This window comes from Pseudomonas sp. MLB6B (genome assembly GCF_054508135.1).
This window is the reverse complement of the sequence record NZ_CP199313.1, coordinates 1,861,429-1,887,495: the sequence shown is the minus strand read 5'-3', so window position 1 is coordinate 1,887,495 and position 26,067 is coordinate 1,861,429. Positions and strand designations below refer to the sequence as shown.

24 protein-coding genes are annotated in these 26,067 nt (G+C 65.5%); 16 read left to right on the top strand and 8 right to left on the bottom strand.

Annotated elements, in window-relative coordinates; all coding sequences use genetic code 11:
- Positions 1 to 48: 48 nt before the first annotated feature.
- The 4 genes from ACSMEV_RS08200 to edd all read right to left on the bottom strand — a co-directional run bounded on the left by ACSMEV_RS08200 (position 49) and on the right by edd (position 5,141).
- Positions 49 to 1,503, bottom strand: coding sequence for an ATP-binding protein (locus ACSMEV_RS08200; RefSeq protein WP_459207969.1), 1,455 nt, complete (start codon positions 1,501 to 1,503; stop codon positions 49 to 51).
- Entirely contained in the window at positions 1,484 to 2,209 is a 726-nt protein-coding gene (locus ACSMEV_RS08195; RefSeq protein ID WP_459207968.1) for a response regulator, read from the bottom strand. The genes ACSMEV_RS08200 and ACSMEV_RS08195 overlap by 20 nt, the downstream gene beginning before the upstream one ends.
- A 125-nt stretch (positions 2,210 to 2,334) precedes the next feature.
- Positions 2,335 to 3,318 carry a glucokinase gene (locus ACSMEV_RS08190; protein ID WP_459207967.1) on the bottom strand — a complete coding sequence of 328 codons (984 nt, stop codon included), beginning with the start codon at positions 3,316 to 3,318 and terminating at the stop codon, positions 2,335 to 2,337.
- Positions 3,315 to 5,141: a phosphogluconate dehydratase gene (edd, locus tag ACSMEV_RS08185; protein ID WP_459207966.1), complete on the bottom strand. Its 1,827-nt coding sequence runs from the start codon at positions 5,139 to 5,141 to the stop codon at positions 3,315 to 3,317. Before edd ends, ACSMEV_RS08190 begins: the two co-directional genes overlap by 4 nt.
- 266 nt (positions 5,142 to 5,407) lie before the next feature.
- Here edd and gap point away from each other — a divergent pair, with 266 nt between their 5' ends.
- From gap to ACSMEV_RS08120, 13 genes are all read left to right on the top strand, one after another.
- Positions 5,408 to 6,409: a type I glyceraldehyde-3-phosphate dehydrogenase gene (gap, locus tag ACSMEV_RS08180; protein WP_459207965.1), complete on the top strand. Its 1,002-nt coding sequence runs from the start codon at positions 5,408 to 5,410 to the stop codon at positions 6,407 to 6,409.
- A 142-nt stretch (positions 6,410 to 6,551) separates the two neighbouring features.
- Positions 6,552 to 7,064, top strand: a complete 513-nt coding sequence (locus tag ACSMEV_RS08175) for an RNA polymerase sigma factor (RefSeq protein WP_459207964.1) — start codon at positions 6,552 to 6,554, stop codon at positions 7,062 to 7,064.
- A gap of 94 nt (positions 7,065 to 7,158) precedes the next feature.
- On the top strand, positions 7,159 to 8,115 hold the full coding sequence (locus ACSMEV_RS08170) for a FecR family protein (protein WP_459207963.1): 957 nt from the start codon (positions 7,159 to 7,161) through the stop codon (positions 8,113 to 8,115).
- 132 nt (positions 8,116 to 8,247) lie between these two features.
- Positions 8,248 to 10,842: a TonB-dependent receptor gene (locus ACSMEV_RS08165; protein WP_459207962.1), complete on the top strand. Its 2,595-nt coding sequence runs from the start codon at positions 8,248 to 8,250 to the stop codon at positions 10,840 to 10,842.
- Between the two features lie 106 nt (positions 10,843 to 10,948).
- On the top strand, positions 10,949 to 11,557 hold the full coding sequence (locus ACSMEV_RS08160; protein ID WP_459207961.1) for a biliverdin-producing heme oxygenase: 609 nt from the start codon (positions 10,949 to 10,951) through the stop codon (positions 11,555 to 11,557).
- 51 nt (positions 11,558 to 11,608) lie between these two features.
- Complete coding sequence (locus tag ACSMEV_RS08155; protein WP_459207960.1) at positions 11,609 to 12,058, top strand: YbaN family protein; 450 nt, start codon at positions 11,609 to 11,611, stop codon at positions 12,056 to 12,058.
- Positions 12,059 to 12,288: 230 nt separating this feature from the next.
- Positions 12,289 to 12,651, top strand: coding sequence for a DUF5064 family protein (locus tag ACSMEV_RS08150; RefSeq protein ID WP_459207959.1), 363 nt, complete (start codon positions 12,289 to 12,291; stop codon positions 12,649 to 12,651).
- A 65-nt stretch (positions 12,652 to 12,716) separates the two neighbouring features.
- A complete protein-coding gene (locus ACSMEV_RS08145) occupies positions 12,717 to 14,225 on the top strand; it encodes a sigma-54-dependent transcriptional regulator (RefSeq protein WP_296264705.1) in 1,509 nt (502 codons plus the stop codon).
- 334 nt (positions 14,226 to 14,559) lie between these two features.
- Entirely contained in the window at positions 14,560 to 14,943 is a 384-nt protein-coding gene (gcvH, locus tag ACSMEV_RS08140; protein WP_459207958.1) for a glycine cleavage system protein GcvH, read from the top strand.
- Positions 14,944 to 14,953: 10 nt separating this feature from the next.
- On the top strand, positions 14,954 to 17,809 hold the full coding sequence (gene gcvP, locus ACSMEV_RS08135) for an aminomethyl-transferring glycine dehydrogenase (RefSeq protein ID WP_459207957.1): 2,856 nt from the start codon (positions 14,954 to 14,956) through the stop codon (positions 17,807 to 17,809).
- 102 nt (positions 17,810 to 17,911) lie between these two features.
- Entirely contained in the window at positions 17,912 to 19,033 is a 1,122-nt protein-coding gene (gene gcvT / locus ACSMEV_RS08130; RefSeq protein WP_459207956.1) for a glycine cleavage system aminomethyltransferase GcvT, read from the top strand.
- 333 nt (positions 19,034 to 19,366) lie between these two features.
- On the top strand, positions 19,367 to 19,579 hold the full coding sequence (locus ACSMEV_RS08125) for a cold-shock protein (RefSeq protein WP_186556447.1): 213 nt from the start codon (positions 19,367 to 19,369) through the stop codon (positions 19,577 to 19,579).
- A gap of 85 nt (positions 19,580 to 19,664) precedes the next feature.
- Complete coding sequence (locus ACSMEV_RS08120; RefSeq protein WP_459207955.1) at positions 19,665 to 20,153, top strand: RDD family protein; 489 nt, start codon at positions 19,665 to 19,667, stop codon at positions 20,151 to 20,153.
- Between the two features lie 54 nt (positions 20,154 to 20,207).
- On the opposite strand, the gene lptG is transcribed toward ACSMEV_RS08120, so the two are convergent.
- On the bottom strand, positions 20,208 to 21,269 hold the full coding sequence (gene lptG / locus ACSMEV_RS08115) for an LPS export ABC transporter permease LptG (protein ID WP_296264695.1): 1,062 nt from the start codon (positions 21,267 to 21,269) through the stop codon (positions 20,208 to 20,210).
- Entirely contained in the window at positions 21,262 to 22,377 is a 1,116-nt protein-coding gene (lptF, locus tag ACSMEV_RS08110) for an LPS export ABC transporter permease LptF (protein ID WP_459207954.1), read from the bottom strand. The genes lptG and lptF overlap by 8 nt, the downstream gene beginning before the upstream one ends.
- A 285-nt stretch (positions 22,378 to 22,662) precedes the next feature.
- Here lptF and ACSMEV_RS08105 point away from each other — a divergent pair, with 285 nt between their 5' ends.
- The 3 genes from ACSMEV_RS08105 to ACSMEV_RS08095 are packed head-to-tail and all read left to right on the top strand — an operon-like array spanning position 22,663 to position 25,007.
- A complete protein-coding gene (locus ACSMEV_RS08105; RefSeq protein WP_459207953.1) occupies positions 22,663 to 24,156 on the top strand; it encodes a leucyl aminopeptidase in 1,494 nt (497 codons plus the stop codon).
- A 48-nt stretch (positions 24,157 to 24,204) separates the two neighbouring features.
- Positions 24,205 to 24,633: a DNA polymerase III subunit chi gene (locus ACSMEV_RS08100; protein WP_459207952.1), complete on the top strand. Its 429-nt coding sequence runs from the start codon at positions 24,205 to 24,207 to the stop codon at positions 24,631 to 24,633.
- A gap of 5 nt (positions 24,634 to 24,638) precedes the next feature.
- Positions 24,639 to 25,007, top strand: coding sequence for a DNA polymerase III subunit chi (locus ACSMEV_RS08095; RefSeq protein WP_459207951.1), 369 nt, complete (start codon positions 24,639 to 24,641; stop codon positions 25,005 to 25,007).
- A 60-nt stretch (positions 25,008 to 25,067) separates the two neighbouring features.
- Here ACSMEV_RS08095 and ACSMEV_RS08090 read toward each other — a convergent pair whose 3' ends face one another.
- A complete protein-coding gene (locus tag ACSMEV_RS08090; protein ID WP_459207950.1) occupies positions 25,068 to 25,301 on the bottom strand; it encodes a hypothetical protein in 234 nt (77 codons plus the stop codon).
- On the bottom strand, positions 25,298 to 25,999 hold the full coding sequence (locus ACSMEV_RS08085; protein WP_459207949.1) for a lipopolysaccharide kinase InaA family protein: 702 nt from the start codon (positions 25,997 to 25,999) through the stop codon (positions 25,298 to 25,300). Before ACSMEV_RS08085 ends, ACSMEV_RS08090 begins: the two co-directional genes overlap by 4 nt.
- Between the last annotated feature and the right edge of the window lie 68 nt (positions 26,000 to 26,067).

Sequence of the window (26,067 nt, the reverse complement as noted above, 5' to 3'; positions counted from 1 at the left end):
GTAACGAAGCGCCGCGTCTTTGTCACCGACTGGTGACATTAGCAAGGCTCATTCGGCACTGCGCGGCAGGCTCAGGGTGACGCGCAGGCCGCCCTGGCGCAGGTTCAGCAGGCTCACCTCGCCACCGTGGCTGTGGGCGATGTTGCGCGCGATGCCTAACCCCAGGCCGTAGCCCTGCTGCTGCACGGCCAGACGGAAGTGCGGCTCGAACACCTGCTCCAGGCGTTGCTGCGGTACACCGGGGCCGCAGTCGTCGACTTGCAGCACGAAGCCTGTGGCGCTGTCGAGGATGCGCAAATGGGCGCGCTCGCCGTATTTGATGGCGTTGTCGATCAGGTTGCCGATGCAGCGGCGCAGGGCCAGGGATTTGCCCGGATAAGGCGCCAGCGCCCGGCCTTCGAGGGTGATGCGCCCGTCGCGCAGATAAGGCTCGGCGAGTATTTCCAGCACCTGGTTGAGGTCGATCGGCTCGATGTTCTCGTGGATGTCGGTGTCCTTGACGCATTGCAGCGCACCTTTTACTAGCAGTTCCAGCTCGTCCAGGTCGCGGTTGAAGGTGCGCTGCGCCTGTTCGTCTTCGAGCAACTCGACGCGCAGGCGCAGGCGCGTGATGGGCGTGCGCAGGTCGTGGGAAATGGCACTGAACAATTGGCTGCGCTCGGTCAGGTAGCGGCTGATGCGCTCGCGCATGCTGTTGAAGGCGCGTGTCACCTCCACCACTTCGCTGCCGCCACCGCCGGCCAGCGGCGCCACGTCGGCGCCCAGCGACAGGTCGCGCGCGGCCCTGGCCAGGCGCTTGAGCGGACGGGTCTGCCAGTGCACCAGCAGGCCGATGAACAGCAACAGCAAAGCCGTGGTCAGGCCGACGAAGCCGATCTGTTGGCGCGGCAGGCCTTGCTCTTCCAGGCCGGTGTAGGGCTCGGGCAGCAAGGAGGCGATGTACAGCCATTCGTGTTCGGCCAGCGGGATCTGGATCACCAGCACCGGCGGATTGAGCGGCTCCAGGGTCAGCGCATAGTGCGCCCAGGAGCGCGGCAGCTCGTCGAGCTTCAGGCCGCTGTTGAAGATGCGCAGCTCCTGGGGAGTGACGAACTCCACGGTGAAGTCGGTCTGCGCGCCGAGCCGCTCGTGCAGGACCTGGTCGAACACCTCGATCACCGCCTGCTTGCGCGCCGTCGCCGGCAGGCTCGGCATGTCCAGGGGGCGGTCGTTGAGCGAGACGAAGAAGCGCGTGCCGCCCATGCTGCGCAGCTGGTCGAGCACCATCGGCCGGTAGGCCACGGGCAGCGAGCGGAAATAGCTGACGCTGGCGCTCATCGAATGGGCCAGGCTGCGCGCGCTGGCTTGCAGGCCCTGCAACTGGCTGGCGCGCAATTGGGCGACCCAGATCAGGCTCGACAGCCCTTGGGCGAGCAGCACCACCAGCAAGGTCAGCAGCAGCATGCGCCCCAGCAGCGAGCGCGGCAGCAGGCGCCAGCGCGACTCAGCCACCCGGGCGGACATCGGCGGCCAGCACGTAGCCGCTGCCGCGCACGGTGCGGATCAGCCGCGGCGGCTTGTCGGTGTCGCGCAGGCGCTGGCGCAGGCGGCTGACCGCCATGTCGACGATGCGGTCGAGCGGCATCGGTTCGCGCCCGCGGGTGGCGTTGCCGATGGTGTCGCGGTCGAGGATCTGCTGCGGGTGGTCGAGGAACAGCTTGAGCAAGGCGAAGTCGGCACCGGTAAGCAGCACCTCTTCGCCGTCGCGGTGGTACAGGCGGTGGCGCGTGGTATCCAGGCGCCAGTCGTCGAAGCTGAGCACCGTGCTGGCCGGCGCGGCCTGGGCGAACTCGGTGCGGCGCAGCAGGGCCTTGATGCGCGCCAGCAGCTCGCGGGGGCCGAACGGCTTGCCGATGTAGTCGTCGGCGCCCAGCTCCAGGCCGATGACCCGATCGGTCTCGTCGGAGCTGGCGGTGAGCATGATGATCGGCACCCGCGCATGCCGCGGATGCTGGCGTACCCAGCGGCACAGGCTGAAGCCGTCTTCGTCGGGCAGCATCACGTCGAGGATGGCCAGGTCGTAGTCGCCGGCCTCCAGCGCCTGACGAAAGCCCTGGCCATTGGTTTCGGCGCGCACGTCGAAGCCGGCGCGGCTGAGGTAGGTTTGCAGCAGTTCGCAGATGTCGTGGTCGTCGTCGACCATCAGTATCGATTTACCGGAGGTGCTCACGGTCGATCCCTTTTGGACGGCTGGGGGTACAGCCGCGATGTGCCTGGTGCAGGCGTTGGGTGGAAATGGCAGTTGCATGCGGCCGGCAGTGTAGCGGCAGGCCACGCGGCCTGCCATGACCCGCCTCAATCGTGCAGCGACTGCTCCAGGGCCACCCCGGCCCCCAGCAGGCCCGACAGTTCGGCAGTCACCAGCCACACTGGGATGCCGGCGAAGAAATGGCTCATGTGGCCCTTGTCGGTGAAGCTGTCGCGGAAACCGCTGTGCAGGAACAGTTCGGCGAAGCGCGGGATCACCCCGCCGGCGATGTACACGCCGCCGCGCGCGCCGAGGGTCAACACGTTGTTGCCGGCGACCCGGCCGAGGAAGCGGCTGAACTGCTCGATCACCGCCCGGGCCCGGGGTTCGCCGCCCAGGGCGGCGTCGGTGATCTGCGCAGGCGTCTGGTGCTGCGCCACGTCGCCGTCGATGGCGCACAGCGCCTGGTACAAACGCAGCAGGCCGCTGCCGCTGAGGACGTTCTCGGCGCTGACGTGGCCCAGTTGGCGGTGCAGGTATTGCTGGATCGCCACTTCACGCGCATTGCTCACCGGCAGGTCGACATGGCCGCCCTCCCCTGGCAAGGCCAACCAGCGGCGCTCGCCTTGGCGCAGCAGGCGGCGCTCGCCTTGGCGCAGCAGGCAGCCCACGCCCAGGCCGGTGCCCGGCCCGATCACCAGTGCCGGGCGGCTGGGATCGGCCTCACCGGCACAGACTTCGAGCGATTCGCCGGGCTTGAGCCGGGTCATCCCTAAGGCCATGGCGGTAAAATCGTTGACCAGCAGCAGGCGCTCGATCTGCAGATGTTCGCAGAACGCACGTTGGCTCAGTTGCCAGTCGTTGTTGGTGAACTGGAACACGTCGCCCAGCACCGGCCCCGCCACGGCCAGGCAGGCCGCGCGCACTGCGCCCGGCGCTACGCCCTGGTTGGCCAGGTACCGTTCGATGGCCTGTTCCGGCCCGCTGTAGTCGGCGGTGGCGAACACCTCCACGGCCTCCAGCTGGTTGTTGCGCCACAACGCGAAACGCGCGTTGGTGCCGCCGATGTCGCCGACCAGCAATTCCGTCATCCAAGCTTCTCCAAATCCGCAGTGAAGGCGCTGGCGCCCTGCTCGGCCGAGCTGAAGGCGACGCGCATGAAGCCGAACAGCTCGCGCCCGCAGCCCAGGTCGTTGCCCTGGGGTGCGGGGGGCAGGTCGCGGCTTTCCAGCTCGCTGGCCGAGAGGCGCACCTGCAGCGTGCCTTCGACGCCGTCGACGCGCACCATATCACCATCGCGCAGCCGTGCCAGCGGGCCACCGTCGAAGGCCTCGGGGCAGACGTGGATGGCGGCGGGAATCTTGCCCGACGCGCCGGACATGCGCCCGTCGGTGACCAGCGCCACCTTGAAGCCGCGATCCTGCAACACGCCGAGGAACGGCGTCAGCTTGTGCAGCTCGGGCATTCCGTTGCAGCGCGGGCCCTGGAAGCGCACCACGGCGACGAAGTCGCACTCCAGCTCGCCGGCCTTGAACGCATCGGCCAGGGACTGCTGGTCGTGGAAGATGCGTGCCGGGGCCTCCACCACCCGGTGCTCGGGCGCCACCGCCGAGACTTTCATCACGCCGCGCCCCAGGTTGCCATTCATCACCCGCAGCCCGCCTTCGGAGGAAAACGGCCGCGCCACCGGGCGCAAGATGGTTTCGTCGAGGCTCTGAGTCGGGCCTTCGCGCCAGACCAGCTGGCCGTCTTCGAGGAAAGGCTCCTGGGTGTAGCGGTGGAGACCTGGGCCGGCCACGGTGTTGACGTCTTCGTGCAGGAGGCCTGCGTCGAGCAGCTCGCGGATCAGATAGGCCATGCCGCCGGAGGCCTGGAAATGGTTGATGTCGGCTTTGCCGTTGGGGTAGACGTGCGACAGCGTGGGCACCACTTCCGACAGCTCGGCCATGTCCTGCCAGGTCAGCTGGATGCCGGCCGCCTGGGCGATGGCCGGCAGGTGCAGGGTGTGGTTGGTCGAGCCACCGGTGGCATGCAGGGCCACGATGGAATTGACCAGGGCCTTTTCGTCGACGATCTCGCCCAGCGGCATGAAGTTGCCGCTGGCCTTGGTCATGCGTGTGACCTGCCGCGCAGCTTCGGCGGTGAGCGCGTCGCGCAGCGGCGTGTAGGGATTGACGAACGAGGCGCCCGGCAGGTGCAGGCCCATCACTTCCATCACCAGCTGGTTGGTGTTGGCGGTGCCGTAGAAGGTGCAGGTACCAGGCCCGTGGTAGGACTTCATCTCCGATTCCAGCAGCTCTTCGCGGCTGGCCTTGCCTTCGGCGTAGCGCTGCCGTACGTCGGCCTTCTCTTTGTTCGACAGCCCCGAGACCATCGGCCCGCCAGGCACGAACACGGTGGGCAGGTGGCCGAAGCGCAGCGCGCCCATCATCAGCCCTGGCACGATCTTGTCGCAGATGCCCAGCATCAGCGCGGCGTCGAACATGTTGTGCGACAGCGCGATCGCCGTGGACATGGCGATCACTTCGCGGCTGGCGATGGCCAGCTCCATGCCCGGCTCGCCCTGGGTGACGCCGTCGCACATCGCCGGCACGCCGCCGGCGAACTGGCCGACTGAGCCGATGTCGCGCAGCGTCTGTTTGATCTGTTCGGGGAAGTGCTGATAGGGCTGGTGCGCCGAGAGCATGTCGTTGTAGGCCGAGACGATGGCGACGTTGGCCGCGTTCATCAAGCGCAGGGTCTGTTTGTCGTCCGTACCGCACGCCGCCACCCCGTGGGCGAAGTTGGCGCATTGCAGACTGGCGCGCATGGGGCCGGCGCTGGCCGCGCCATGGATGAGCGCCAGGTAGCGTTCACGGGTGGCACGGCTGCGTTCGATCAGCCGCTGGGTGACCTCAAGGATGCGCGGGTGCATGTACAGGACTCCAGGCTCGCGGTAAGGGCGGTCTTGACGGGTTGCTTCACCTTGCGACGGTTGCGGCCTAGGCTCAGTTGAAAGCCCCGCCGGCAGCGACATTGGGTTGAACCCGACCACTCGTTGTATGTTCTAAACAAATACTGACACCAAAAAGGGTTGTTTTCTATCAGCAAGGGAATAATCTTGTAATTCCAACAACAAAACCGTTTCAGCGACGCCTGCCTTTGTGCCACAGGCTTCGCCCCACTGCCAGAGGTATCGCCATGACCATCCGCATCGCCATCAATGGCTTCGGCCGCATCGGCCGCAACGTGCTTCGCGCACTCTATACCCAAGGCTATCGAGAGCACCTGCAGGTCGTCGCCATCAACGACCTGGGCGACAGCGCCATGAACGCCCACCTGCTCAAGTACGACAGCGTACACGGCCCCTTCGATGCCCAGGTCGAAGCCGACCAGCAGAGCCTGACGGTCAATGGCGACCGTATCGCCGTCAGCGCCATCCGCAACCCGGCGGAGCTGCCGTGGAAGGCCGAAGCGGTAGATGTGGTGTTCGAATGCACCGGTCTGTTCACCGATCGCGAAAAGGCCGCCGCGCACCTGAGCGCCGGCGCCGGCAAGGTGATCATCTCGGCACCGGCCAAAGGCGCCGACGCCACCGTGGTGTACGGCGTCAACCACGACGTGCTGCGCGCCTCGCACCAGGTCATCTCCAACGCTTCGTGCACCACCAACTGCCTGGCGCCGATCGCCCAGGTGCTGCATCGCGAGTTCGGCATCGAACAGGGCCTGATGACCACCATCCACGCCTACACCAACGACCAGGTGCTGACCGACATGTACCACAGCGACCCATACCGGGCACGCTCGGCCACCCAGTCGATGATTCCGAGCAAGACCGGCGCCGCCGAAGCGGTCGGGCTGGTGTTGCCGGAGCTAGCCGGCAAGCTGACCGGCATGGCCGTCCGGGTGCCGGTGATCAACGTGTCGCTGGTCGACCTGACCGTCAACCTGCAACGCGAGGTCAGCCGCGACGAGGTCAACCAGGCCTTCGCCGAGGCCAGCCGCCAATCGCCGGTGCTCGGTTACAACGCCCTGCCTCTGGTGTCGTGCGACTTCAACCACAACCCGCTGTCGTCGATCTTCGACGCCAACCATACCCGCAGCAACGGGCGCATGCTCAAGGTGCTGGCCTGGTACGACAACGAATGGGGCTTCTCCAACCGTATGCTCGACACCTGCCGCGCGCTGTTCGACGCGCGTTGAAAGATTCCTGCACTTGACCGAAGCCGCTTCGCGGCTTCGGCAGACACCGGACAGCAGCCTAACGTTTGGAAGTGTTTTCCAGCTTGACCCCAAGGGAAGATGATACGCATTATCAATAACCTCCCCTTGGTCAGGTTTCCTCGTGAGTCAGTCCCGGTTCAATGCGCTGTTCGTCCGGCAGCGCCTTCCCCTGCTGCGCACCTTGCAGCGCATGGTCGGCAACCCCAGCACCGCTGAAGACCTGCTGCAGGAAACCTACCTGCGGGTTACCCGCGCCCTGGCCGAACGGCCGGTCACGCACCTGGAACCTTTCGTGTTCCAGACCGCACGCAACCTGGCGCTCGACCACCTGCGCGCACGCCGTGCTCAAGCGCGCACCCTGGTCGACGACGTCCCCGAGCAGGTGCTGCACAACGTCGCCGCGCCGCTGACCAGCAGCGAAGACGCCGCCCATGCCGAGCAGATGCTCAGGCACCTGAGCAGCCAATTGGGCCAACTGACCGAGCGTCAGCAACGGATCTTCGTGCTCAGCCGCGTGCAGGGTGCCAGTTACCTGGAAATCGCCCAGCAACTCAAGGTGTCGGCCAGTACCGTGCAGAAGGAACTCAAATTGATCATGGCGCTGTGCATGGGCATCGCCGAGCGTCTGAACTGAACGACCGACGGCATCGTCCAGCAAGCGCACGGCTTGCCAGCAGGCCCGCCAGCCCCGATCATCTGTGGCCCTTCGAGCCGTGCAAGGACTTTGCGTGACCGACCGCCCAGCCGCCTCCTCCAGCGTTACCCAGGCCCAAGCGCGCGCCCGCGAGCAGGCCTTGGACTGGCTGGTGCGCCTGCACTGCGCCGACGCGCAGGACGAACGCGACTTCGCCGCCTGGCTGGCCCAGGCCGAGGAAAACGCCGAAGCCTACTTGCAGGCCGAGGCGGTATGGCACGGTGCTGCGCTGCAACAGGCGGCCGACGACTTGTACCGACGCAGGCGCCGCGCCTGGCCCGCGCGTCTGCGCCGCTACCGCGCGCCGCTGGCCACTGCCGCGTTGCTGCTGGTCGGCCTGTTCACCTTCGGCAATCTGCCGGTGCGCCTTCAGGCCGACCACTTGACTGCCGTCGGCGAGCGCCAGCACCTGCAACTGGACGACGGTGCCCGTGTACTGCTCAACACCGACAGCGCCCTGGCCAGCGAACGACACGACGGCCGGCGCATCGCCCGTCTGTTGCAAGGCGAAGCCTATTTCCAGGTGCCCGCCGGCGCCCGCCCCGCGTTTGAAGTGCAAGCCGGGCCGCTGCGCGCGCGCGCCGACGACACCGACTTCGCCGTGCGCTACCTCGACGGTCAGGCGCAGGTGCGCGTGCAGCGTGGGGACGTCGATTTGCAATCGCCGGACGACCAGCGCGTGCGCTTGCGTGCGGGCGACAGCATCAGCCTCGGCCCTACCGGTTTCAGCGCACCGCAACGGCCCGACATGGCCAAGGCGCTGGCCTGGGTCGAGGGCCGTCTGGTGTTCGAGAACTGCCCGGTGAGCCAGGTGCTGGCCGAGGTGCGGCGCTACTATCCAGGTTGGATCGTCAATCGCAATCCACGCCTGGAGCAGTTGACGGTCACCGGCAACTACCGCCTCGATCGGCCCTTGGAAACCTTGCGTGCGCTGGCGCAGATCACTTCGGCGCAGTTGCACGAATACCCTGCGCTGGTCATCCTCAACTAGCGCTTGCGGCGCTCATCGAAATTATTTTTACGCACCCGCCTACCCTGTTCCGTCTCGTTATAGCCAATGCGACTGATTCTTGTTCATATGGAGTCAGTCACTCATAACGTTCGCGCACAGGGAGCGCTTTCGATGTCCACAGGTTTCAAATGCCCGTCCCCTCCTTCCCGCCGGGTCGGTCAGCTGTCGTTGCTGACCCTGGCCATGCTCGCCGGAGGGCTGACCAGCCTGCCGGCGCTGGCCGCCGACATCGCCCAGGCGAGCAGCCAGCACGCAGGCGGCTACCGCTTCGCCATCGAACAGCAACCGCTGGTCTCGGCCCTCAATGCCTTCACCGCAGTCACTGGCTGGCAGGTCGGTTTTTCCGCAGAGCTCGCCCAGGGCGTGGTCTCCCCCGGGGTACGCGGTTCGCTGCCGGCCCAGGCCGCGCTCGAGCGCCTGCTGCAAGGTACCGGGCTGACCTACCGTACCCTCGGCCACGGCAACGTGGTGATCGAGCGCCAGGCCCTCGGCCAGCGCAACGCCATCGCCTTGCAACAACTCACCGTCAGCGCCACCCGCAGCGCCCAGGACGTCAACCAGGTGCCCAGTACCGTCAGCGTGCAGACCCGCGAGCAGCTCGACCGGCAGAACGTCAACAGCATCGCCGACCTGGCGCGCTACGAGCCGGGCGTGTCGGTCAGCGGCATCGGCCAGCGCAGCGGCCTGAACGGCTACAACATACGCGGCATCGACGGCGAGCGTATCCTCACTCAGGTCGACGGCGTGGCGATCCCTGACAGCTTCTTCTTCGGCCCCTACGCCCAGACTCAACGCAACTACGTCGACCCGGAAATCGTCAAGCGCGTGGAAATCCTCCGCGGCCCGGCCTCGGTGCTCTACGGCAGCAACGCCATCGGCGGCGCGGTCAGCTATTTCACCCTCGACCCCGAAGACATCATCAAGCCCGGCAAGGATGTCGGCGCCCGGCTGAAGACCGGCTACAGCTCGGCCGACGACAGTTGGCTGAAGTCGGCCACCGTGGCCGGGCGCAGCGGCGACGTCGACGGCCTGCTGCACCTGAGCCGGCGCGATGGCCACGAGACCGAGTCCTATGGTCGCCAGGGCGGCGATGGCCTGGCGCGCACCTCGGCCAACCCCGAGGATGCCCGTACGACGAACGTGCTGGCCAAGCTGGGCTGGAACTATGCCGAAGAGGATCGCCTGGCGCTGGTGTACGAGCGGTTCAAGAACGACCGCGAGCAGAACGTGCGCAGCGCGGTCGGGGGGCCGTTCGCCAATGGTGCGGGCTTAGGGATGTACCGCAGCCGCCAGGCCGAAGACACCGTGACCCGCGAGCGCTTCGGCATCGAGCACGACCTGCGCTTGGACAGCGCCCTGGCCGACCACGCGAAATGGAGCCTCAACTACCAGATCGCCAAGACCGACCAACACACCGAGGAAGTGTACTTCCCCTTCAGCCGCACCGTGCTGCGCACCCGTGACACCACGTACAAGGATCGCCAGTGGGTGCTCGACGCACAGTTCGACAAGGCCTTCGACCTCGGGGACACGCAGCACCTGCTGACCTACGGCACCACCTTCAAGCACGACAAGGTCACCGGTTCGCGCAGCGGCACCGGCACCTGCCTGACGGTGGGCGCAGGCTGCCCAGCCGTGGGTGCGGATCGTCCGGCCGACGGCCAAGTGCGGGTCAGCGACTTCCCCGACCCGACCATCGACACCTACAGCCTGTTCGCCCAAGACGAAATCCGCTGGGGTGCCTGGACCTTCCTGCCCGGCGCGCGCTACGACTACACGCGCATGAAACCCAAGGCCACCGACGAGTTCCTGCTCGGCCTGCAGGGCAGCGGCAGCACGGCGCCCACGTCCATCGACACCTCCAGCAAGCACTGGCACCGGGTTTCGCCCAAGCTCGGCGTCACCTACGCCTTCGACGAGCATTACACCGGCTATGGCCAGTACGCCGAAGGCTTCCGTACCCCTACCGCCAAGTCGATGTACGGCCGCTTCGACAACCAGGTCGAAGGCTACCGCGTCGAGGGCAACCCCGATCTCGAACCGGAAAAGAGCAAAAGCCTGGAAACCGGCCTGCGCGGCCAGTTCGAGGCAGGCAATTTTGACGTGGCGGTGTTCTATAACAAATATCGCGACTTCATCAACGAAGACGCCATCCAGTCGTCTTCGCTGGGCAACACGTTCAAGGCCAACAACATTCGCCGCGCGACCATCAAGGGCACCGAGCTCAAAGGCCGTCTGAACCTCGACCACTTCGGCGCCGCACCCGGGTTGTACGCACAAGGCGCGGTCACCTATCTGCACGGGCGCAACGACGACAACGGCCAGCCGCTGAACAGCATCAACCCGCTGACCACGGTATGGGGCCTGGGCTACGAGCAGCCAAGCTATGGCGGCCTGTTGAGCTGGACGCTGGTCAAGCGCAAGGACCGCGTCGACGACACCACCTTCTTCGCCCCCGACGGCACCAGCAGCCAGTTCCGCACACCGGGTTACGGCGTGGTAGACCTCACCGGGTTCTACAAGCTCACCGACGACCTGACCCTCAACGCCGGGCTCTACAACCTCACCGACAAGAAATACTGGCAGTGGGATTCGGTGCGCGGCTACGACGGCCTGGGCGAAGCCGGGGTGACGCAACCGGCGAACCTCGACCGCCTGACCCTGCCGGGGCGCAACGTGGCGATCAATCTGGTGTGGGACATCTGACGGGCCCGGGCGCGCGGCTACGAGGCGCGCCCGGCGACCTTTTTTTACCGCTTTCCCCCGTCTGTTTCGTCTTCATACACAGACGCCTTTTCTTCGAGGAACCTCCATGGCCACTGCCACCGCCCACGAGCGCGCCAGCTTGCGCTCGCAACGCCTGAACCAGGTCACCCACGCCCCGCACAGCGAACTGGACGCCCTGGTCAAGGCCCACGCCCCGTTCGACAGCCGCGAGCGCTTCGCCCGCTTCGTCGTCGCCCAGTACCTGTTCCAGGCCGAACTGCAACCGCTGTACCGCGACCCGGCATTGATCGCACTCTTCCCGGACCTCGCCGAACGCTGCCGCGCCGAGCAGGCCCGGCTGGACTTGGCCGACCTCGGCTGCGAAGTGCCAGCCCCCCTGCCGGGTGCATTGCGCGACCCGAGCGTGGCCCAGGCCTTGGGCTGGCTCTTCGTCTCCGAAGGCTCCAAACTCGGCGCTGCATTTCTGATCAAGCGCGCCGCCGCGCTGCAACTGTCCGACACGTTCGGCGCGCGTCACCTGGGCGAGCCTGCCGGCGGCCGCGCCGAGGGCTGGAAAAGCTTCATCCGGACCCTCGACGGCCTCCCCCTTTCGGCGGAAGAAGACGCTACCGCCGAACGCGCAGCCGTGGCTGCGTTCGAACGCTTTACCGAGTTGCTCAAGCACGCCTATGCGACCGACTCCGCACTGGCTTGATACGCCCGTCCGGCCCCTGCGAACAGGGGCCGGAGCCACCACAGTGAGACCATGACCCAACTTGCCCGCTCCCGCGTCACCCGCCTGCTGTACGCACTCCTGGCCTATACCAGCTTGGGCATCGGGCTGGTCGCCATCGTCATACCGGGGCTGCCGACCACCGAGTTCATCCTGCTCGCCGCCTGGGCCGCGACCCGCAGCTCGCCGCGGCTTAGCGCCTGGCTGGAGCGGCACCGGTTGTTCGGCCCGATCCTCTACAACTGGCGCAACGGTAAGGTGATCCAGCGCCGCGCCAAAGTCAGTGCCACGGTCAGCATGCTGCTGTGCGCAGGTCTGATGCTGCTGGTGCTGGAGCATCGTTGGCCGGTGTTCCTGGCCATCGGCGGCATGGCCTTGGGGAACATGTGGATCTGGTCGCGTCCCGAACGGGCCATAGTCCCATCCCATCCTCTGCGCCCCTCCTTGACACAGGCCCCGCCCTCACATGCGTCCATTGACTGATGCAGATCAGGAGTCGGCAGGCTGCCCGCCCTTAGGCTGGAACTTCCGGTCGCCATGGACAGCACATCCCGGTCACTGCGCGCAGTGCGTGACTCATCATCGAGCGGCGGCATCGCCACACCCTCCTCGCGCCACAACAGCGCAACCGCTGGGCACGCCCCGCTGCTTATCAGCTACCGTTGACACCACCCAATGCGCGCAAAGCCCATCCATTATCAGGAGGACCGCCCATGGCCACCTTCACCCCCGGCCACTTGCACATCGAGCGCCACGCGCTGAACCAGGCCGACCACAGCTATAACCTGAGCGTCGATTACGGCCTGTTCCAAGACTCCAAGGAGGGCGCCGGCATGAATTTCCGCTTGCATGGCAGCATCGACGACAAAGCGGTCGATGAAACCTTCTTCCTGCCCAAAGATCAGGCCTTCGACTTTGCCCGCTACGTCACCCGCCTGGCGGAAAAGCACGGCTTGCCCAAGAGCGCATCCAGCATTGCGGCCTCACACAGGTTCTATGACTTGATGTTCGAAGACGTACGCGCTCAGCTCGACGTGAAGTCCGGCGACCCGGTCAAGCCCGAGCACCTCACCTGACCCGTTGGGGTTGATGGCCCGGCCGGGGCATACTGTTCGCCCCACCGGCCATGGCTCCAGCCCCCATGCGTATCCACGTCAGCTTCATCGACCGCGTTGGCATCACCCAGGAAGTACTCGCCTTGCTGGGTGCCCGCCACCTCAACCTGGACGCGGTGGAGATGGTCCCGCCGAACGTCTACATCGACGCCCCGACCTTGAGCCCTGCCGTACTCGAAGAACTGCACGACGCGCTGCTCGACGTGCACGGCGTGCAGTCGGTGGAGGTGGTGGACATCCTCCCTGGCCAGCGCCGTCACCTGCAACTCGACGCCCTGCTGGCGGCCATGAGCGACCCGGTGTTGGCGGTCGACAGCGCCGGCAAGGTGCTGCTGGCCAACCCGGCGCTGATCGCCCTGTGCGGGCGTGAGTCGGCGGGGCGCTCGGTAGGCGAGCTGTTCGGTGATCCGGGCCTGCTGCAAGCGTTGCTGGACAACAACTTCCACCTGCCGATGCGCGAAATGCAGCTCAACGGCCAGAGCCTGCTGCTCGACGCCAGCCCCATCACCCACGCTGGCGGCCTGCTCACCCTGTATCCACCCACGCGCATGGGCGAGCGGCTCTCGGCGCTGCGCCATGACCACGCCGAAGGCCTGGAGGCGTTGCTCGGCGATTCGCCGGCGATTCGCACCCTCAAGGCACGCGCCCTGCGCGTGGCGGTGCTCGATGCGCCCTTGCTGGTACACGGCGAAACCGGCACCGGCAAGGAGCTGGTGGCCCGCGGCTGCCATGCCCTGAGCAGCCGACAGGCTGCGCCGTTCCTGGCGCTCAATTGCGCCGCACTGCCGGAGAGCCTGGCCGAGAGCGAGCTGTTCGGCTATGCCCCCGGCGCGTTCACCGGCGCCCAGCGTGGCGGCAAGCCAGGGTTGATGGAGCTGGCCAACCAGGGCACGGTGTTTCTCGACGAAATCGGCGAGATGTCGCCCTATCTCCAAGCCAAACTGCTGCGCTTTCTCAGCGATGGCAGCTTCCGCCGGGTCGGTGGCGATCGGGAAGTGAAGGTCGATGTGCGCATCATCAGCGCCACCCACCGCGACCTGCAACGCATGGTCGGCGAAGGCACCTTCCGCGAAGATCTGTTCTACCGCCTCAACGTGCTCAACCTGCAAGTGCCGCCCCTGCGCGAGCGCGGCGAAGACATCCTCATGCTGGCACACGCTTTCATGGCCCAGGCCTGCACGCAGATCCAGCGCCCGCCCTGCCGCCTGAGCAGCGCCACCCATGCGGCGCTGCTGGCCAACCCATGGCCGGGCAACGTGCGTCAGTTGCACAACGTGATCTTCCGCGCGGCGGCCATCTGCGAGCGCCAGTGGGTGGAAATCGACGACCTGGACATCGCCGGCACCTCGGTCGCCAGTGGCCAACTGGGCGGAGTCGCCAGCCTGGAGCGGGCGGTCGGCGACTTCGAGCGCGAGCTGCTGCAGCGCCTGTATGCCAGCTATCCGTCGACCCGTTTGCTGGCCGCACGCTTGCAGACCTCGCATACCGCCATCGCCCAACGTCTGCGCAAGTACGGAATTCGCAAGGACGCTTGAGAAGCGATGTCGCCAGCCGTGCGCAGTGGTAAAAGCCGCCCCGTCGCCATCGCTGCGTATAGGTCGAGCGCGTATCGATTCCCTTCCAGTGTAACGAATTAGATACGAACCCTCCGGCAGCCCGTTTGGCAAGCGTTTGATTGGGCTTCCATTTCATACCGCGCCAGGCTGTATCGAATTCATTACAAAAGACTTCCAGCTTGCGTGCGCCGATCCCCGGCGAACCCTTGATTCACCGGGCTTGTACCTTGCTGGCCGCCTTCTTGCTAGGAAAACCTTGACCCAGAGCGTGGGGCCACACCGCGCCTGACCTCCTGCATCCCGAGGACTTTTCATGAGCGAGTTGCGTTTTACCGAGGATCACGAATGGCTGCGCGTTGAAACCGACGGCAGCGTCACGGTGGGAATCACCGCCTACGCCCAGCAGGCACTGGGCGATGTGGTCTACGTGCAATTGCCCGAGCTCCAGCATTACGACAAAGCCAGCGAGGCTTCGACCGTGGAGTCGGTGAAAGCGGCCAGTGGCGTGTACATGCCGCTGGCTGGCGAGATCGTCGCCGTCAACGAGCAACTGGCCGAGCAACCGGAGCTGGTCAACGAACAACCGCTCGGCGCCGGTTGGTTCTTCCGCTTCGTGCCCGACCAACCGGACGCCGTCGCCGCCCTGCTCGACCAGGACGCCTACGACCGCCTGCTCAACGCCAGCGCCGACGCCTGAGGAACCCGCCATGCCCCTGAACCTCAGCACCGCCAACGAATTCGTCGCCCGCCACATCGGCCCGCGCGCCACCGATGAGCAGGCCATGCTCGCCACCCTCGGCTTCGACTCGCTCGACGCCATGAGCCAAGCTGTCGTCCCTGCCAGCATCCAGGGCACCAGCGTGCTGGGCGACGCCCCCGGCCAGAGCGAAACCGACGCCCTGGCCGCGCTCAAGGCCATCGCCGGCCGCAACCAGCTGTTCAAGACCTACATCGGCCAGGGCTACTACAACTGCCACACCCCGGCACCGATCCTGCGCAACCTGCTGGAAAATCCCGCCTGGTACACCGCCTATACGCCCTACCAACCGGAAATTTCCCAAGGCCGCCTGGAAGCGCTGCTGAACTTCCAGACCCTCATCTGCGACCTCACGGGCCTGCCGATCAGCAATGCGTCCCTGCTCGACGAAGCCACCGCTGCGGCCGAGGCCATGACCTTCTGCAAGCGCCTGTCGAAGAACAAGACCGGCCAAGCCTTTTTCGCCTCTGTGCATTGCCACCCGCAAACCCTCGATGTGCTGCGCACTCGTGCCGAACCTCTGGGCATCGAGGTGGTGGTGGGCGATGAGCGTGAGCTCGAGGATGTATCGCGCTTCTTCGGCGCCTTGTTGCAATACCCGGCCAGCCACGGCGAAATCTTCGACTACCGCGAACTGGTGCAGCGCCTGCACGCCGCCAATGCCCTGGTGGCAGTGGCCGCCGACCTGCTGGCCTTGACCCTGCTCACCCCACCCGGCGAATTCGAGGCCGACGTCGCCATCGGCACGGCGCAACGCTTCGGCGTACCGCTGGGCTTCGGCGGCCCCCACGCGGCCTACTTCGCCACCCGCGATGCGTTCAAACGCGATATGCCGGGGCGCTTGGTCGGCGTGTCCATCGACCGCTTCGGCAACACGGCGTTGCGCCTGGCCATGCAGACCCGCGAGCAGCACATCCGCCGCGAGAAGGCGACGTCGAACATCTGTACCGCGCAAGTATTGCTGGCCAACATGGCCAGCATGTACGCGGTTTACCACGGCCCGGCAGGCTTGACACGCATCGCCGAGCGAGTCAGCGGTTTGACCTCGATCCTCGCTCAAGGCCTGGGCGAGCTGGGCTTGAAAGTGCTCGGCAAGAGCGCTTTCGACACCCTGACCCTGGACACCGGCAGCGCCACCGCGCAGTGGCACGACAAAGCTCGTGCGCAGGGCATCAACCTGCGCGTGGTCGGCGCCAGCCAGCTGGGCCTGTCGCTGGACGAAACCACCACTCAGGCCGACGTCGAGGCACTGTGGGCGCTGTTTGCCGACAACAAGGCGGCGCCCGACTTCGCCGCCCTGGCCGCCACCGCCGAGCCACGCCTGCCCGCCGCGCTGCGCCGCCAGTCGGCCTTCCTCGAACACCCGGTGTTCAACCGCTATCACAGCGAAACCGAGCTGATGCGCTACCTGCGCCGCCTGGCCGACCAGGACTTGGCGCTGGACCGCAGCATGATCCCGCTGGGCTCGTGCACCATGAAGCTCAATGCGGCCAGCGAAATGATCCCGGTGACCTGGGCCGAGTTCGGCAACCTGCACCCCTTCGCCCCGGCCGAACAGAGCCAGGGTTACGCGCAGATGACCGAAGAGCTGGAAGCCATGCTCTGCGCGGCCACCGGTTACGACGCCGTGTCGCTGCAGCCCAACGCCGGCTCGCAGGGCGAATACGCAGGCCTGCTGGCGATTCGTGCCTATCACCGCAGCCGCGGCGACCAGCAGCGCAACGTCTGCCTGATTCCAGCCTCGGCCCACGGCACCAACCCGGCCACCGCGCACATGGCCGGCATGCGCGTGGTGGTCACGGCCTGCGATGCCCGTGGCAACGTCGATGTCGACGACTTGCGCGCCAAAGCCGAGCAGCACCGCGAGCAACTGGCCGCGCTGATGATCACCTACCCGTCCACCCACGGCGTGTTCGAGGAGGCCATCGGTGAGATCTGCGATATCGTCCATGAACACGGCGGCCAGGTGTACATCGACGGTGCCAACATGAACGCCATGGTCGGACTGTGCGCACCGGGCAAGTTCGGCGGCGACGTTTCGCACCTGAACCTGCACAAGACCTTCTGCATCCCCCACGGCGGTGGCGGCCCAGGCGTCGGCCCGATCGGCGTCAAGGCGCACCTGGCGCCGTTCCTGCCGGGCCATGCGGCGTTGCTGCGCCACGAAGGCGCGGTGTGCGCGGCGCCCTTCGGCAGCGCCAGCATTCTGCCGATCACCTGGATGTACATCCGCATGATGGGCGGCGCTGGCCTCAAGCGCGCCTCGCAGATGGCCATCCTCAATGCCAACTACATCGCCCGCCGCCTGCACGGCCATTACCCGGTGCTGTACACCGGTAACCAGGGCCTGGTGGCGCACGAGTGCATCCTCGACCTGCGCCCGCTCAAGGACAGTAGCGGCATCAGCGTCGACGACGTAGCCAAGCGCCTGATCGACTTTGGCTTCCATGCGCCGACCATGTCGTTCCCGGTGGCGGGCACGTTGATGATCGAGCCGACCGAAAGCGAATCCAAACAGGAGCTGGACCGCTTCTGCGATGCCATGCTCAAGATCCGCGAGGAAATCCGCGCCGTGCAGGAAGGCCGCCTGGATGCGGACGACAACCCGTTGAAGAACGCGCCGCACACCGCTGCCGAACTGGTCGGCGAGTGGCCCCACGCCTATAGCCGCGAACAGGCCGTCTACCCCCTGCCAAGCCTGGTGCAGGGCAAGTACTGGCCGCCAGTGGGCCGTGTCGACAACGTCTACGGCGACCGCAATCTGGTGTGCGCCTGCCCGCCGATCGAGCTGTATCAGGAAGGCTGACGGCCATTGCCGTCCGCGCAGGGTCCGGTCGGGCGCCACAGCGCCGGCCGGTCCATCGTCGTGCCGCTGGGCCGACCTAGACGAGATTTTCAGGAGCGTTCGATGTCCGACACACTGCAACACACACCGCTACATGCCCTGCACCTGGAGCTGGGCGCGCGCATGGTGCCCTTCGCCGGTTACGCCATGCCTGTGCAATACCCTTTGGGCGTGCTCAAGGAGCACCTGCACACCCGTGCGCACGCTGGATTGTTCGACGTTTCGCACATGGGCCAGATCCTCTTGCGCGGCCCAGGCGCCGCGGCGGCGCTGGAGCGCCTGGTGCCGGTGGACATCCTCGATCTGCCGGTGGGCCTGCAACGCTATGCATTGTTCACCAACGAGCAGGGCGGCATCCTCGACGACCTGATGGTCGCGCGCCTGGCCAGCGACGAACTGCTGCTGGTGGTCAACGCCGCCTGCAAGACGCAAGACCTCGCCTACCTGCGACAGACGCTGGACGGCCTGTGCGATGTGTTGCCACTGTTCGAAGAACGCGCCCTGCTGGCTCTGCAAGGTCCTGCCGCTGCCGAAGTACTGGCCGGCCTGGCGCCCGAGGTGGCGAACATGACCTTCATGCAGGTGCGCACGGTGGATCTGCTGGGCGTGTCTTGCGTGGTCAGCCGCTCAGGCTACACCGGCGAGGATGGCTACGAGATTTCCGTGCCCGCCCCTAGCGCCGAGGCGCTGGCCCGTCGTCTGCTGGACGCACCGCAGGTGCAGGCCATCGGCCTGGGAGCGCGCGATTCGTTGCGCCTGGAAGCGGGCCTCTGTCTGTACGGCCATGATATGGACAGCGCCACCACCCCAGTGCAGGCCAGCCTGCTATGGGCCGTTTCCAAGGCACGCCGTGAGAACGGTGTGCGTGCCGGTGGTTTCCCAGGTGCGCAGGTGATTTTCGCGCAGCAAGGCGAAGGCGTGGCGCGCAGGCGGGTCGGTCTGCTGGCACAGGCCAGGACACCGGTGCGAGAAGGCGCGGAGATCGTCGATACCGCCGGTCGGGTGGTAGGCAAGGTCACCAGCGGCGGCTTCGGGCCTACCCTCGACGCACCAGTGGCGATGGGCTATGTCGATAACGAACATGCAGCGCCGGACAGCGCAGTGTTCGCGCTGGTGCGCGGCAAGCCGGTGCCCGTGCGCGTGAGCAAAATGCCTTTCGTCACGCCGCGTTATCACCGCGGTTGAAGGCTGGGCCGCTGTTCGTTTTCGAACCTTTGCTGTCGCTTTGCGAAAAGCCTGCAGACCAGACGGCATGCCGTTTCCGACAGAAATGTCGCACCTGCGCATGCCGTCCAAAAGGCCCTTCAGACGGGGCTTGTTTTATCCGAGAGAGTTGGCGTAGAGTCGTTTCCACTGTGTTTGCATGGGTCGCCAAAGTGGAATCGTGACCCGGGCCAGTAGCCAAAACCGCTACCACCCGTTCGACGCCAGACTTCCTGCAACCAGCCCAGTGGCGTTCACTTCACACCTCAAGTGAACCACTGTCATCACAACCCAAGTTCCATAGGAAGCAAGATCATGGCAGAGCGTCAGAACGGTACCGTCAAGTGGTTCAATGACGAGAAAGGTTACGGTTTCATCACCCCAGAATCCGGTGCTGACCTCTTCGTCCACTTCCGTGCCATCCAGGGCAACGGCTTCAAATCCCTGAAGGAAGGCCAGAAGGTCACCTTCGTTGCCGTTCAAGGCCAGAAAGGCATGCAGGCTGACGAAGTTCAAGCCGAAGGCTGATCGAAGCTTCGCAAAAGCCCCTGCCAAGTGCAGGGGCTTTTTTTTGTCCGTAGAATGCGCGCTTCGCTTACCGGAGCCGCTACGCATGCCAACGTCCACGCTGCAACCTCAGGGTGACTTCCCGCCTGTCGGCTTCGCCCGACGCCTGGCCGCCGTGTTCTACGACGCACTGCTGTGCACGGCCCTGCTGATCGTTACCGCTGGGGTCTACAAGCTGATCCAGATGGCGTTCATCGGTGAGGCACGCATGCGCCAGTTGACCGAAGCCGGCGCGCTGGACGGCGACCCGCTGCTGTCCACTCTGCTGCTATTCGCTTTGTTCGGCTTTTTCGCCAAGTTCTGGACCCATGGCGGGCAGACGTTGGGCATGCAGGCATGGGGAGTCAGGGTGCAGAACGCCGACGGCAGCGCGATCAGCCTGTGGCAGGCCTTGCTGCGCTTCATGGTGGCCATCGCTTCGTGGCTATGCCTGGGGCTGGGGTTCTTCTGGGCGCTGTTCGACAAGCATCGGCGCACCTGGCACGACCTCTACTCCAACACCCAATTGGTCCGGGTGCCGAAAGCGAGAAAGTAGAGGTGTGTAGATCGAGCCAGGGGGACCGGGATCGGCACCCCTGGCATCACGGCATCAACCGGCTCGGCGCAACAGCCAGACCCCGGCCACCATGCAGATCGCCGCAGGCAATACCACTGCCAGCAGCGGCGGGAAGCCGAATACCTGACTGGACGGGCCCAGCAGTTCCCCGGCGATGCGGAACACGAAGCCCACCAGCACACCTGTGAACACGCGCTGACCCAGGGTCACCGAACGCAACGGGCCGAAGATGAAGGAAATCGCCATGACCACCAGCGCAGCGGTCACCAGCGGCTGCAGCACTTTGGTCCAGAACGCCAGCCAGTAGGCAGAGTTGTTCAGACCTTGGTCGGCCAGGTAATGAATGTAACTCCACAGGCCACTGATCGACAGCGATTCGGCTGGCAGCACCACCGTGTTGAGCAGCTCGGGCGTCACCGAAACGTCCCAGCGCTCCTGCTCGGCCTTGACCACTTCGGTGTGGTCGCCGCGGAAGAAGGTGGTGCTGACGTCGTTCAGCGTCCACTGGTCGTTGGCGTAGGTGGCGCGCCGCGCGAAGCTCGAGGTCATCACTTGGCGCTGCTCGTTGAACTGGTAACGGGTGACGCCGATCAGCAGGCCGTTGGGCTGTACCGAGTTGATGTGCACGAACTCGTTGCCCTGGCGATGCCACATGCCGCGCTTGGAACTCAGCGCCTCGCCGCCACCCTGGGCCAGCGAACGATCGGCCTGGGCCTTGCTCTCGGTGGCCGGTGCCACGTATTCGCCGATCAGCAGGCCAGCCAGCATCAGCACCAGCATGGGCTTCATCACGGCCCAGACGATGCGCCCGATGGACACCCCGGCCGCACGCATGATGGTCAGCTCGCTGCTGCTGGCCAGGCTGCCCAGGCCGATCAGGCAGCCGATCAGCGCGGCCATGGGCAGCATGTCGTAGAGCCGGCGGGGCGCGGTCAACAGCACATACATGCCAGCGTCGAGCAGGCTGTAGGTGTCGCTCAGGTCGCCCATTTCGTCGATGAAGGCGAACAGCGAGGCCAGACCCAGGATGATGCCCAGTACGGCCAGGATGGCCAGCAACACGCTGCTGCCGATGTAACGATCCAGCTTACCCACGGGCCACCTCCGCACGACGGGCCGCGCGTTTGAGACGCAACGGCTCCCAGTACATCAGCCCGAGGCCGATGGCCAGGAACAGCGCGTGCACCCACCACATGCCCAGGGCGATCGGCAGCTTGCCCTTCTCCAGGGCGCCACGTACGGAAATCAGCATGGTCAGGTACGCCATGTAGAGAAGAATGGCCGGCAGCAGCTTGAGGAAGCGGCCCTGGCGTGGGTTGACGCGCGACAGCGGCACCGCCATCAAGGTCACGATGAACACCAGGATCGGCAGCGACAGACGCCATTGCAGTTCGGCCCGTTCGCGCAGGCCTTGCTCACCGAACAATTGCTGCGTCGGGATGGCCTCGCGGTCGGTGACTTCCTGACTGACTTCGGGCTTGGGCAACAGCACGCCATAGGTGTCGTACTTGATCGCACGATAACTGGCCTCGCCTGGGTTGCCGTCATAGCGATAGCCGTTTTCCAGCACCAGATAGCGGTTGCCGTCGCCGCGCACTTCCTGATGGCCACGCTCGGCCACCAGTACCGTCGGCGCACGGTCCTTGGTCTTGTCCTGGTTGAAGCGCTTCTCGGAGATGAACACACCGTCGAGCTTGACGCGATCGTCGGAGAGCTGCTCGGTGTAGGTCACCCGGGTGCCGTCGCGCAGGGTCTGGAAACGGCCGGGGACCAGGGTGTCGAATTCGGTCAGGGCATCCTGCTGGTTGATGATCCGCTGCACCTGCGCAACGCCCTGGGGCGCCAGGCTCAGGCTCAGCCAGGCGACCAGCAGCGCCACCAGGGCCGCCGGCGCCAAGGTGACGGCGAGCAGACGCTGCTGGCTCATGCCGGTGGCCGACAGCACGGTCATCTCGCTTTCCAGGTACAGACGACCGTAGGCCAGCAGGATGCCGAGGAACAGCCCCAGCGGCAGGATCAGTTGCAGGAACCCGGGCAGGCGGAAACCCATGATCAGGAACAGCACGCTCGGGTCGAGGATGCCCTGCGCGGCCTGGGCCAGGTACTTGATGAAGCGCCCGCTCATGATGATCACCAGCAGCACGGCGCTGACGGCGCTCAAGGTCACCAGGACCTCGCGAGACAGATAACGGAAGACGATCAAACCAGAAACTCCTGGGTTGTCAGGGGCGAAGTGCCGGACAAGGAAATCGGACAATCAGGATCATAGCCGGTTCGCCGAAGCCCACCGACTGCAAAAGTGCGCGCATTATCCTGGGATTGACGGCCTCTGTCACTTGGTGTGGTGCCCTGCCATGGCCTGGGGTTGTCAGTAGGGTCGGCGGAAGGTCACACTGGCGGCTTTTCCACTGGCATGCGAGCAGGCGGCCCGCGCATTACGGCGCCTGCGCCCGACAGCGCCACACCAACGACCATCTGGGGACCTGACATGGAACTGGTTGTAAAAAGCGTCGCTGCTGTATCCGTCAAAACCGCCACGCTGGTGCTCTGCGTCGGCGAAGGTCGCCTCTTGGGCGCACTGGCCCAGCACATCGACCAGGCGAGCAACGGTGCCATCGGCGCGGTACTCAAGCGTGGCGACCTGACCGGCAAGGTCGGCCAGACCCTGCTGCTGCAGGCCCTGCCCGGCCTTAAAGCCGAACGCGTCCTGCTGGTCGGCATCGGCAAGGAACAGGCCCTGAACGACCGCAACTGGCGCAAGGTGGTCAACGCCGTTGCCGGCGTGCTCAAAGGCCTGGGCGGCAACGACGCCACCCTGGTGCTCGATGACGTGGTCGTCGAGGGCCGCGAAGGCCATTACGGCAAATACCGGCTGCTGGCCGAAACCTTGCTGGCCGGCACGTACGTGTTCGACCGCTTCAAGAGCCAGAAGGCCGAACCACGGGCGCTGAAGAAAATCACCCTGCTCACCAGCGAAGCGGGCCTGGCCGAGGTCGAGCGTGGCCTCAAGCATGCCCGTGCGATCAGCGCCGGCATGGCCCTGACCCGCGACCTGGGCAACCTGCCGCCGAACCTGTGCCACCCGAGCTTCCTCGCCGAGCAGGCCAAGGACATGGGCAAGGCGCACAAGAACCTCAAAGTCGAAGTGCTCGACGAGAAGAAGATCAAAGACTTGGGGATGGGCGCCTTCTACGCCGTCGGCCAAGGCAGCGAGCAACCGCCGCGGTTGATCGTGCTCAACTACCAAGGCGCGAAGAAAAGCGAAAAACCCTACGTTCTAGTAGGTAAGGGCATCACCTTCGACACCGGTGGCATCAGCCTCAAGCCTGGCGCCGGCATGGACGAAATGAAGTACGACATGTGCGGCGCGGCCAGCGTGTTCGGCACCCTGCAGGCGGTATTGGAGCTGCAACTGCCGATCAACCTGGTGTGCCTGCTGGCTTGCGCCGAGAACATGCCGAGCGGCGGCGCCACCCGCCCTGGCGACATCGTCACCACCATGAGCGGGCAAACCGTGGAGATCCTCAACACCGACGCCGAAGGCCGTCTGGTGCTGTGCGATACCCTCACCTACGCCGAGCGCTTCAAGCCACAGGCGGTGATCGACATCGCCACCCTCACCGGCGCCTGCATCGTCGCCCTGGGCAGCCACACCACCGGCTTGCTGGGCAACGACGATGGCCTGCTCAACCAGCTGCTCGATGCCGGCAAGCGTGCCGACGACCGTGCCTGGCAGTTGCCGTTGTTCGAGGAGTACCAGGAGCAGCTCGACAGTCCATTCGCCGACATCGCCAACATCGGCGGGCCGAAGGCCGGGACCATCACCGCGGCGTGCTTCCTCTCACGCTTCGCCAAGCAGTACCAGTGGGCGCACATGGACATCGCTGGGACCGCCTGGATCAGCGGCGGCAAGGAAAAGGGCGCCACCGGGCGCCCGGTTCCCCTGCTGACCCAATACCTGCTCGACCGCGCAGGAGCCTGATGCCGCATTGCCAGCGGTGCCCATGCGCCGTTGGCCGGCACGCCGATCATGGCTAAAGTCGATTTCTACATCCTGCCTACCGACTCGCTCACGGCGCGTCTGGATTTCGCCTGCAAGCTCTGTGAGAAAGCCTGGCGCCTCGGCCACCAGGTCTATCTGCACTGCCAGGACGAGGCCCAGCGCGGCGAACTCGACCAACGCCTGTGGCAATTCAAGGGCGAGGCGTTCGTGCCTCACGACTCGGCAGAGCTGGACCCTGCCGGCCGGGTGGTGTTGGGCATCGGTGCTTCGGCCCATGGACATGCCGACCTGCTGATCAATCTGGGCGATGACGTACCCGCTTTCGTCGGTCAGTTCCAGCGGGTAGCCGAAATCGTGGTGGAAGCGCCCGCTGTCCGCCAGGCCGCACGCGAGCGATTCCGTTTCTATCGAGAACGGGGCTACGCTCTTACCGATCACCGCCTACAGCGACTTTGACGACCATGGACAAGCCGATGACTTCCCCCAACCACTCCGCCCACCTGCTCGACGACCTGGAGTCGATCCGTGAACTGCTGGGCGATGCCAATCTGCAGCCACCGCTGCTCACCGAAACGGTGGAACCAGTACCGACGGCAAGCGCAGCACAGGGCGGCGCTGCGCCGTCCCTCAACGCGCCTACGAGTACTGGCGACCGCCATGACGCGCAGGCCCGTCGTCAAGACACCCTGCTGCACCTGGACAGCGAACTGCGCGCAGCGGCCCAGTCGATCATGCAGGACGTGATCAACGACTTCACGCCGCACATCGAGACCGAGATCAAACGTCGCCTGGCGGTGCGCATGGAGCGTTTGCTCAACGCGCAGGAGTGATGGGGCGATGGCCCGATGCCTGCATCCTGGACGCAGACATCGAGCCTAGGGGATACGGCCTCAGCCGAAAGGCTTGAGGCCCTGGCGCATGCCGAACAGGAACAACAGCAGGTCATGATCGGGCCTGGCCTGGTCCTGTGCCTGCGCTTTGGGACCTCGCGGCAAGGCGCACTGCCCTGCCAATTCGGCTTTGCTGAACACCAATGGCCGCGGTTGTTCCCAAGCCGCTGCCGCCGCCGTGGTGACGGCCAACGCGGCGATGAAGAACAAAGCTCGTGCTATTTCTAGTTTCATTGCCCTAACCCTTTGACTGCGCTGCCAAACGCTGTCTCGTAAAAGTAGAGCAAGGAACGGAAATGTGCGGCCGAAATGGACGAATGGCGCTGCAATTGTCCTAGATCCTTCGCGGCCGCGCTTTGGCACCTGAAGCGCCGCCGCGCTTTTTCCAGATCCAGCAGCGCCGTTTCGACGTGTGCATCCTCGCCCTCCCCAACGACCTTGACGAACACATGCTTGCCGTACAGGCAGCTGTGCTGCCAGTGCCCGCGGTGCATGCGCGCCATGTTGTGTGCCAGGTCCTTGAGCATGCGCTGGTGCACGGCTTCGGGGTAACGCGTCAAAGCACCGGCAGCGTACCAGCTCTCCAGGTCGACGAACCCTTCCAGCGCCTCGCTCACCAGCAGCGCCTGCCATTGATGGTCAGCGTCGCGGCGCGCTTGGCAGAACACGATGCGGGGCACGCGTACGCCCAGGCGCGTGCAATTGCTCAAGGCATCCTGCTCGCGCAGCACGGTCGGACGCCCGAACGGATGCAGCCAGCTACGGTACAGGTGGCCCGTCTGGCGCTTGGCGTATAGACAGTGACCTTGGCCATCGTCCAGGCGCTGCACACCGCTTTCGCCTCCCCGGCGCTGGTTGGGCTCTTCGACCCACTCTCCTTTTTGCTGCCAGTAGAAATCGAACTGCGAGGCTGGGGTATGGGCACTTGCCATGGTCACTGTCTCTTGCGTAATAGATTGATTAGCCATACGGCATAGCCTGGCAGCACCGTCATACGCGG

Excerpts from the sequence above, each read along its gene's own strand:
- ACSMEV_RS08125 (WP_186556447.1), top strand. The coding sequence starts at position 19,367 with ATGGCAGAGCGTCAGAACGGTACCGTCAAGTGGTTCAATGACGAGAAA.
- ACSMEV_RS08090 (WP_459207950.1), bottom strand. The coding sequence starts at position 25,301 with ATGAAACTAGAAATAGCACGAGCTTTGTTCTTCATCGCCGCGTTGGCC.
- edd (WP_459207966.1), bottom strand. The coding sequence starts at position 5,141 with ATGCACCCGCGCATCCTTGAGGTCACCCAGCGGCTGATCGAACGCAGC.
- gcvP (WP_459207957.1), top strand. The coding sequence starts at position 14,954 with ATGCCCCTGAACCTCAGCACCGCCAACGAATTCGTCGCCCGCCACATC.
- ACSMEV_RS08120 (WP_459207955.1), top strand. The coding sequence starts at position 19,665 with ATGCCAACGTCCACGCTGCAACCTCAGGGTGACTTCCCGCCTGTCGGC.
- ACSMEV_RS08145 (WP_296264705.1), top strand. The coding sequence starts at position 12,717 with ATGCGTATCCACGTCAGCTTCATCGACCGCGTTGGCATCACCCAGGAA.
- ACSMEV_RS08200 (WP_459207969.1), bottom strand. The coding sequence starts at position 1,503 with ATGTCCGCCCGGGTGGCTGAGTCGCGCTGGCGCCTGCTGCCGCGCTCG.
- ACSMEV_RS08095 (WP_459207951.1), top strand. The coding sequence starts at position 24,639 with ATGGACAAGCCGATGACTTCCCCCAACCACTCCGCCCACCTGCTCGAC.
- ACSMEV_RS08165 (WP_459207962.1), top strand. The coding sequence starts at position 8,248 with ATGTCCACAGGTTTCAAATGCCCGTCCCCTCCTTCCCGCCGGGTCGGT.
- ACSMEV_RS08160 (WP_459207961.1), top strand. The coding sequence starts at position 10,949 with ATGGCCACTGCCACCGCCCACGAGCGCGCCAGCTTGCGCTCGCAACGC.
- ACSMEV_RS08155 (WP_459207960.1), top strand. The coding sequence starts at position 11,609 with ATGACCCAACTTGCCCGCTCCCGCGTCACCCGCCTGCTGTACGCACTC.
- ACSMEV_RS08085 (WP_459207949.1), bottom strand. The coding sequence starts at position 25,999 with ATGGCAAGTGCCCATACCCCAGCCTCGCAGTTCGATTTCTACTGGCAG.
- ACSMEV_RS08190 (WP_459207967.1), bottom strand. The coding sequence starts at position 3,318 with ATGACGGAATTGCTGGTCGGCGACATCGGCGGCACCAACGCGCGTTTC.
- ACSMEV_RS08100 (WP_459207952.1), top strand. The coding sequence starts at position 24,205 with ATGGCTAAAGTCGATTTCTACATCCTGCCTACCGACTCGCTCACGGCG.
- gcvH (WP_459207958.1), top strand. The coding sequence starts at position 14,560 with ATGAGCGAGTTGCGTTTTACCGAGGATCACGAATGGCTGCGCGTTGAA.
- gcvT (WP_459207956.1), top strand. The coding sequence starts at position 17,912 with ATGTCCGACACACTGCAACACACACCGCTACATGCCCTGCACCTGGAG.
- ACSMEV_RS08150 (WP_459207959.1), top strand. The coding sequence starts at position 12,289 with ATGGCCACCTTCACCCCCGGCCACTTGCACATCGAGCGCCACGCGCTG.
- gap (WP_459207965.1), top strand. The coding sequence starts at position 5,408 with ATGACCATCCGCATCGCCATCAATGGCTTCGGCCGCATCGGCCGCAAC.
- ACSMEV_RS08105 (WP_459207953.1), top strand. The coding sequence starts at position 22,663 with ATGGAACTGGTTGTAAAAAGCGTCGCTGCTGTATCCGTCAAAACCGCC.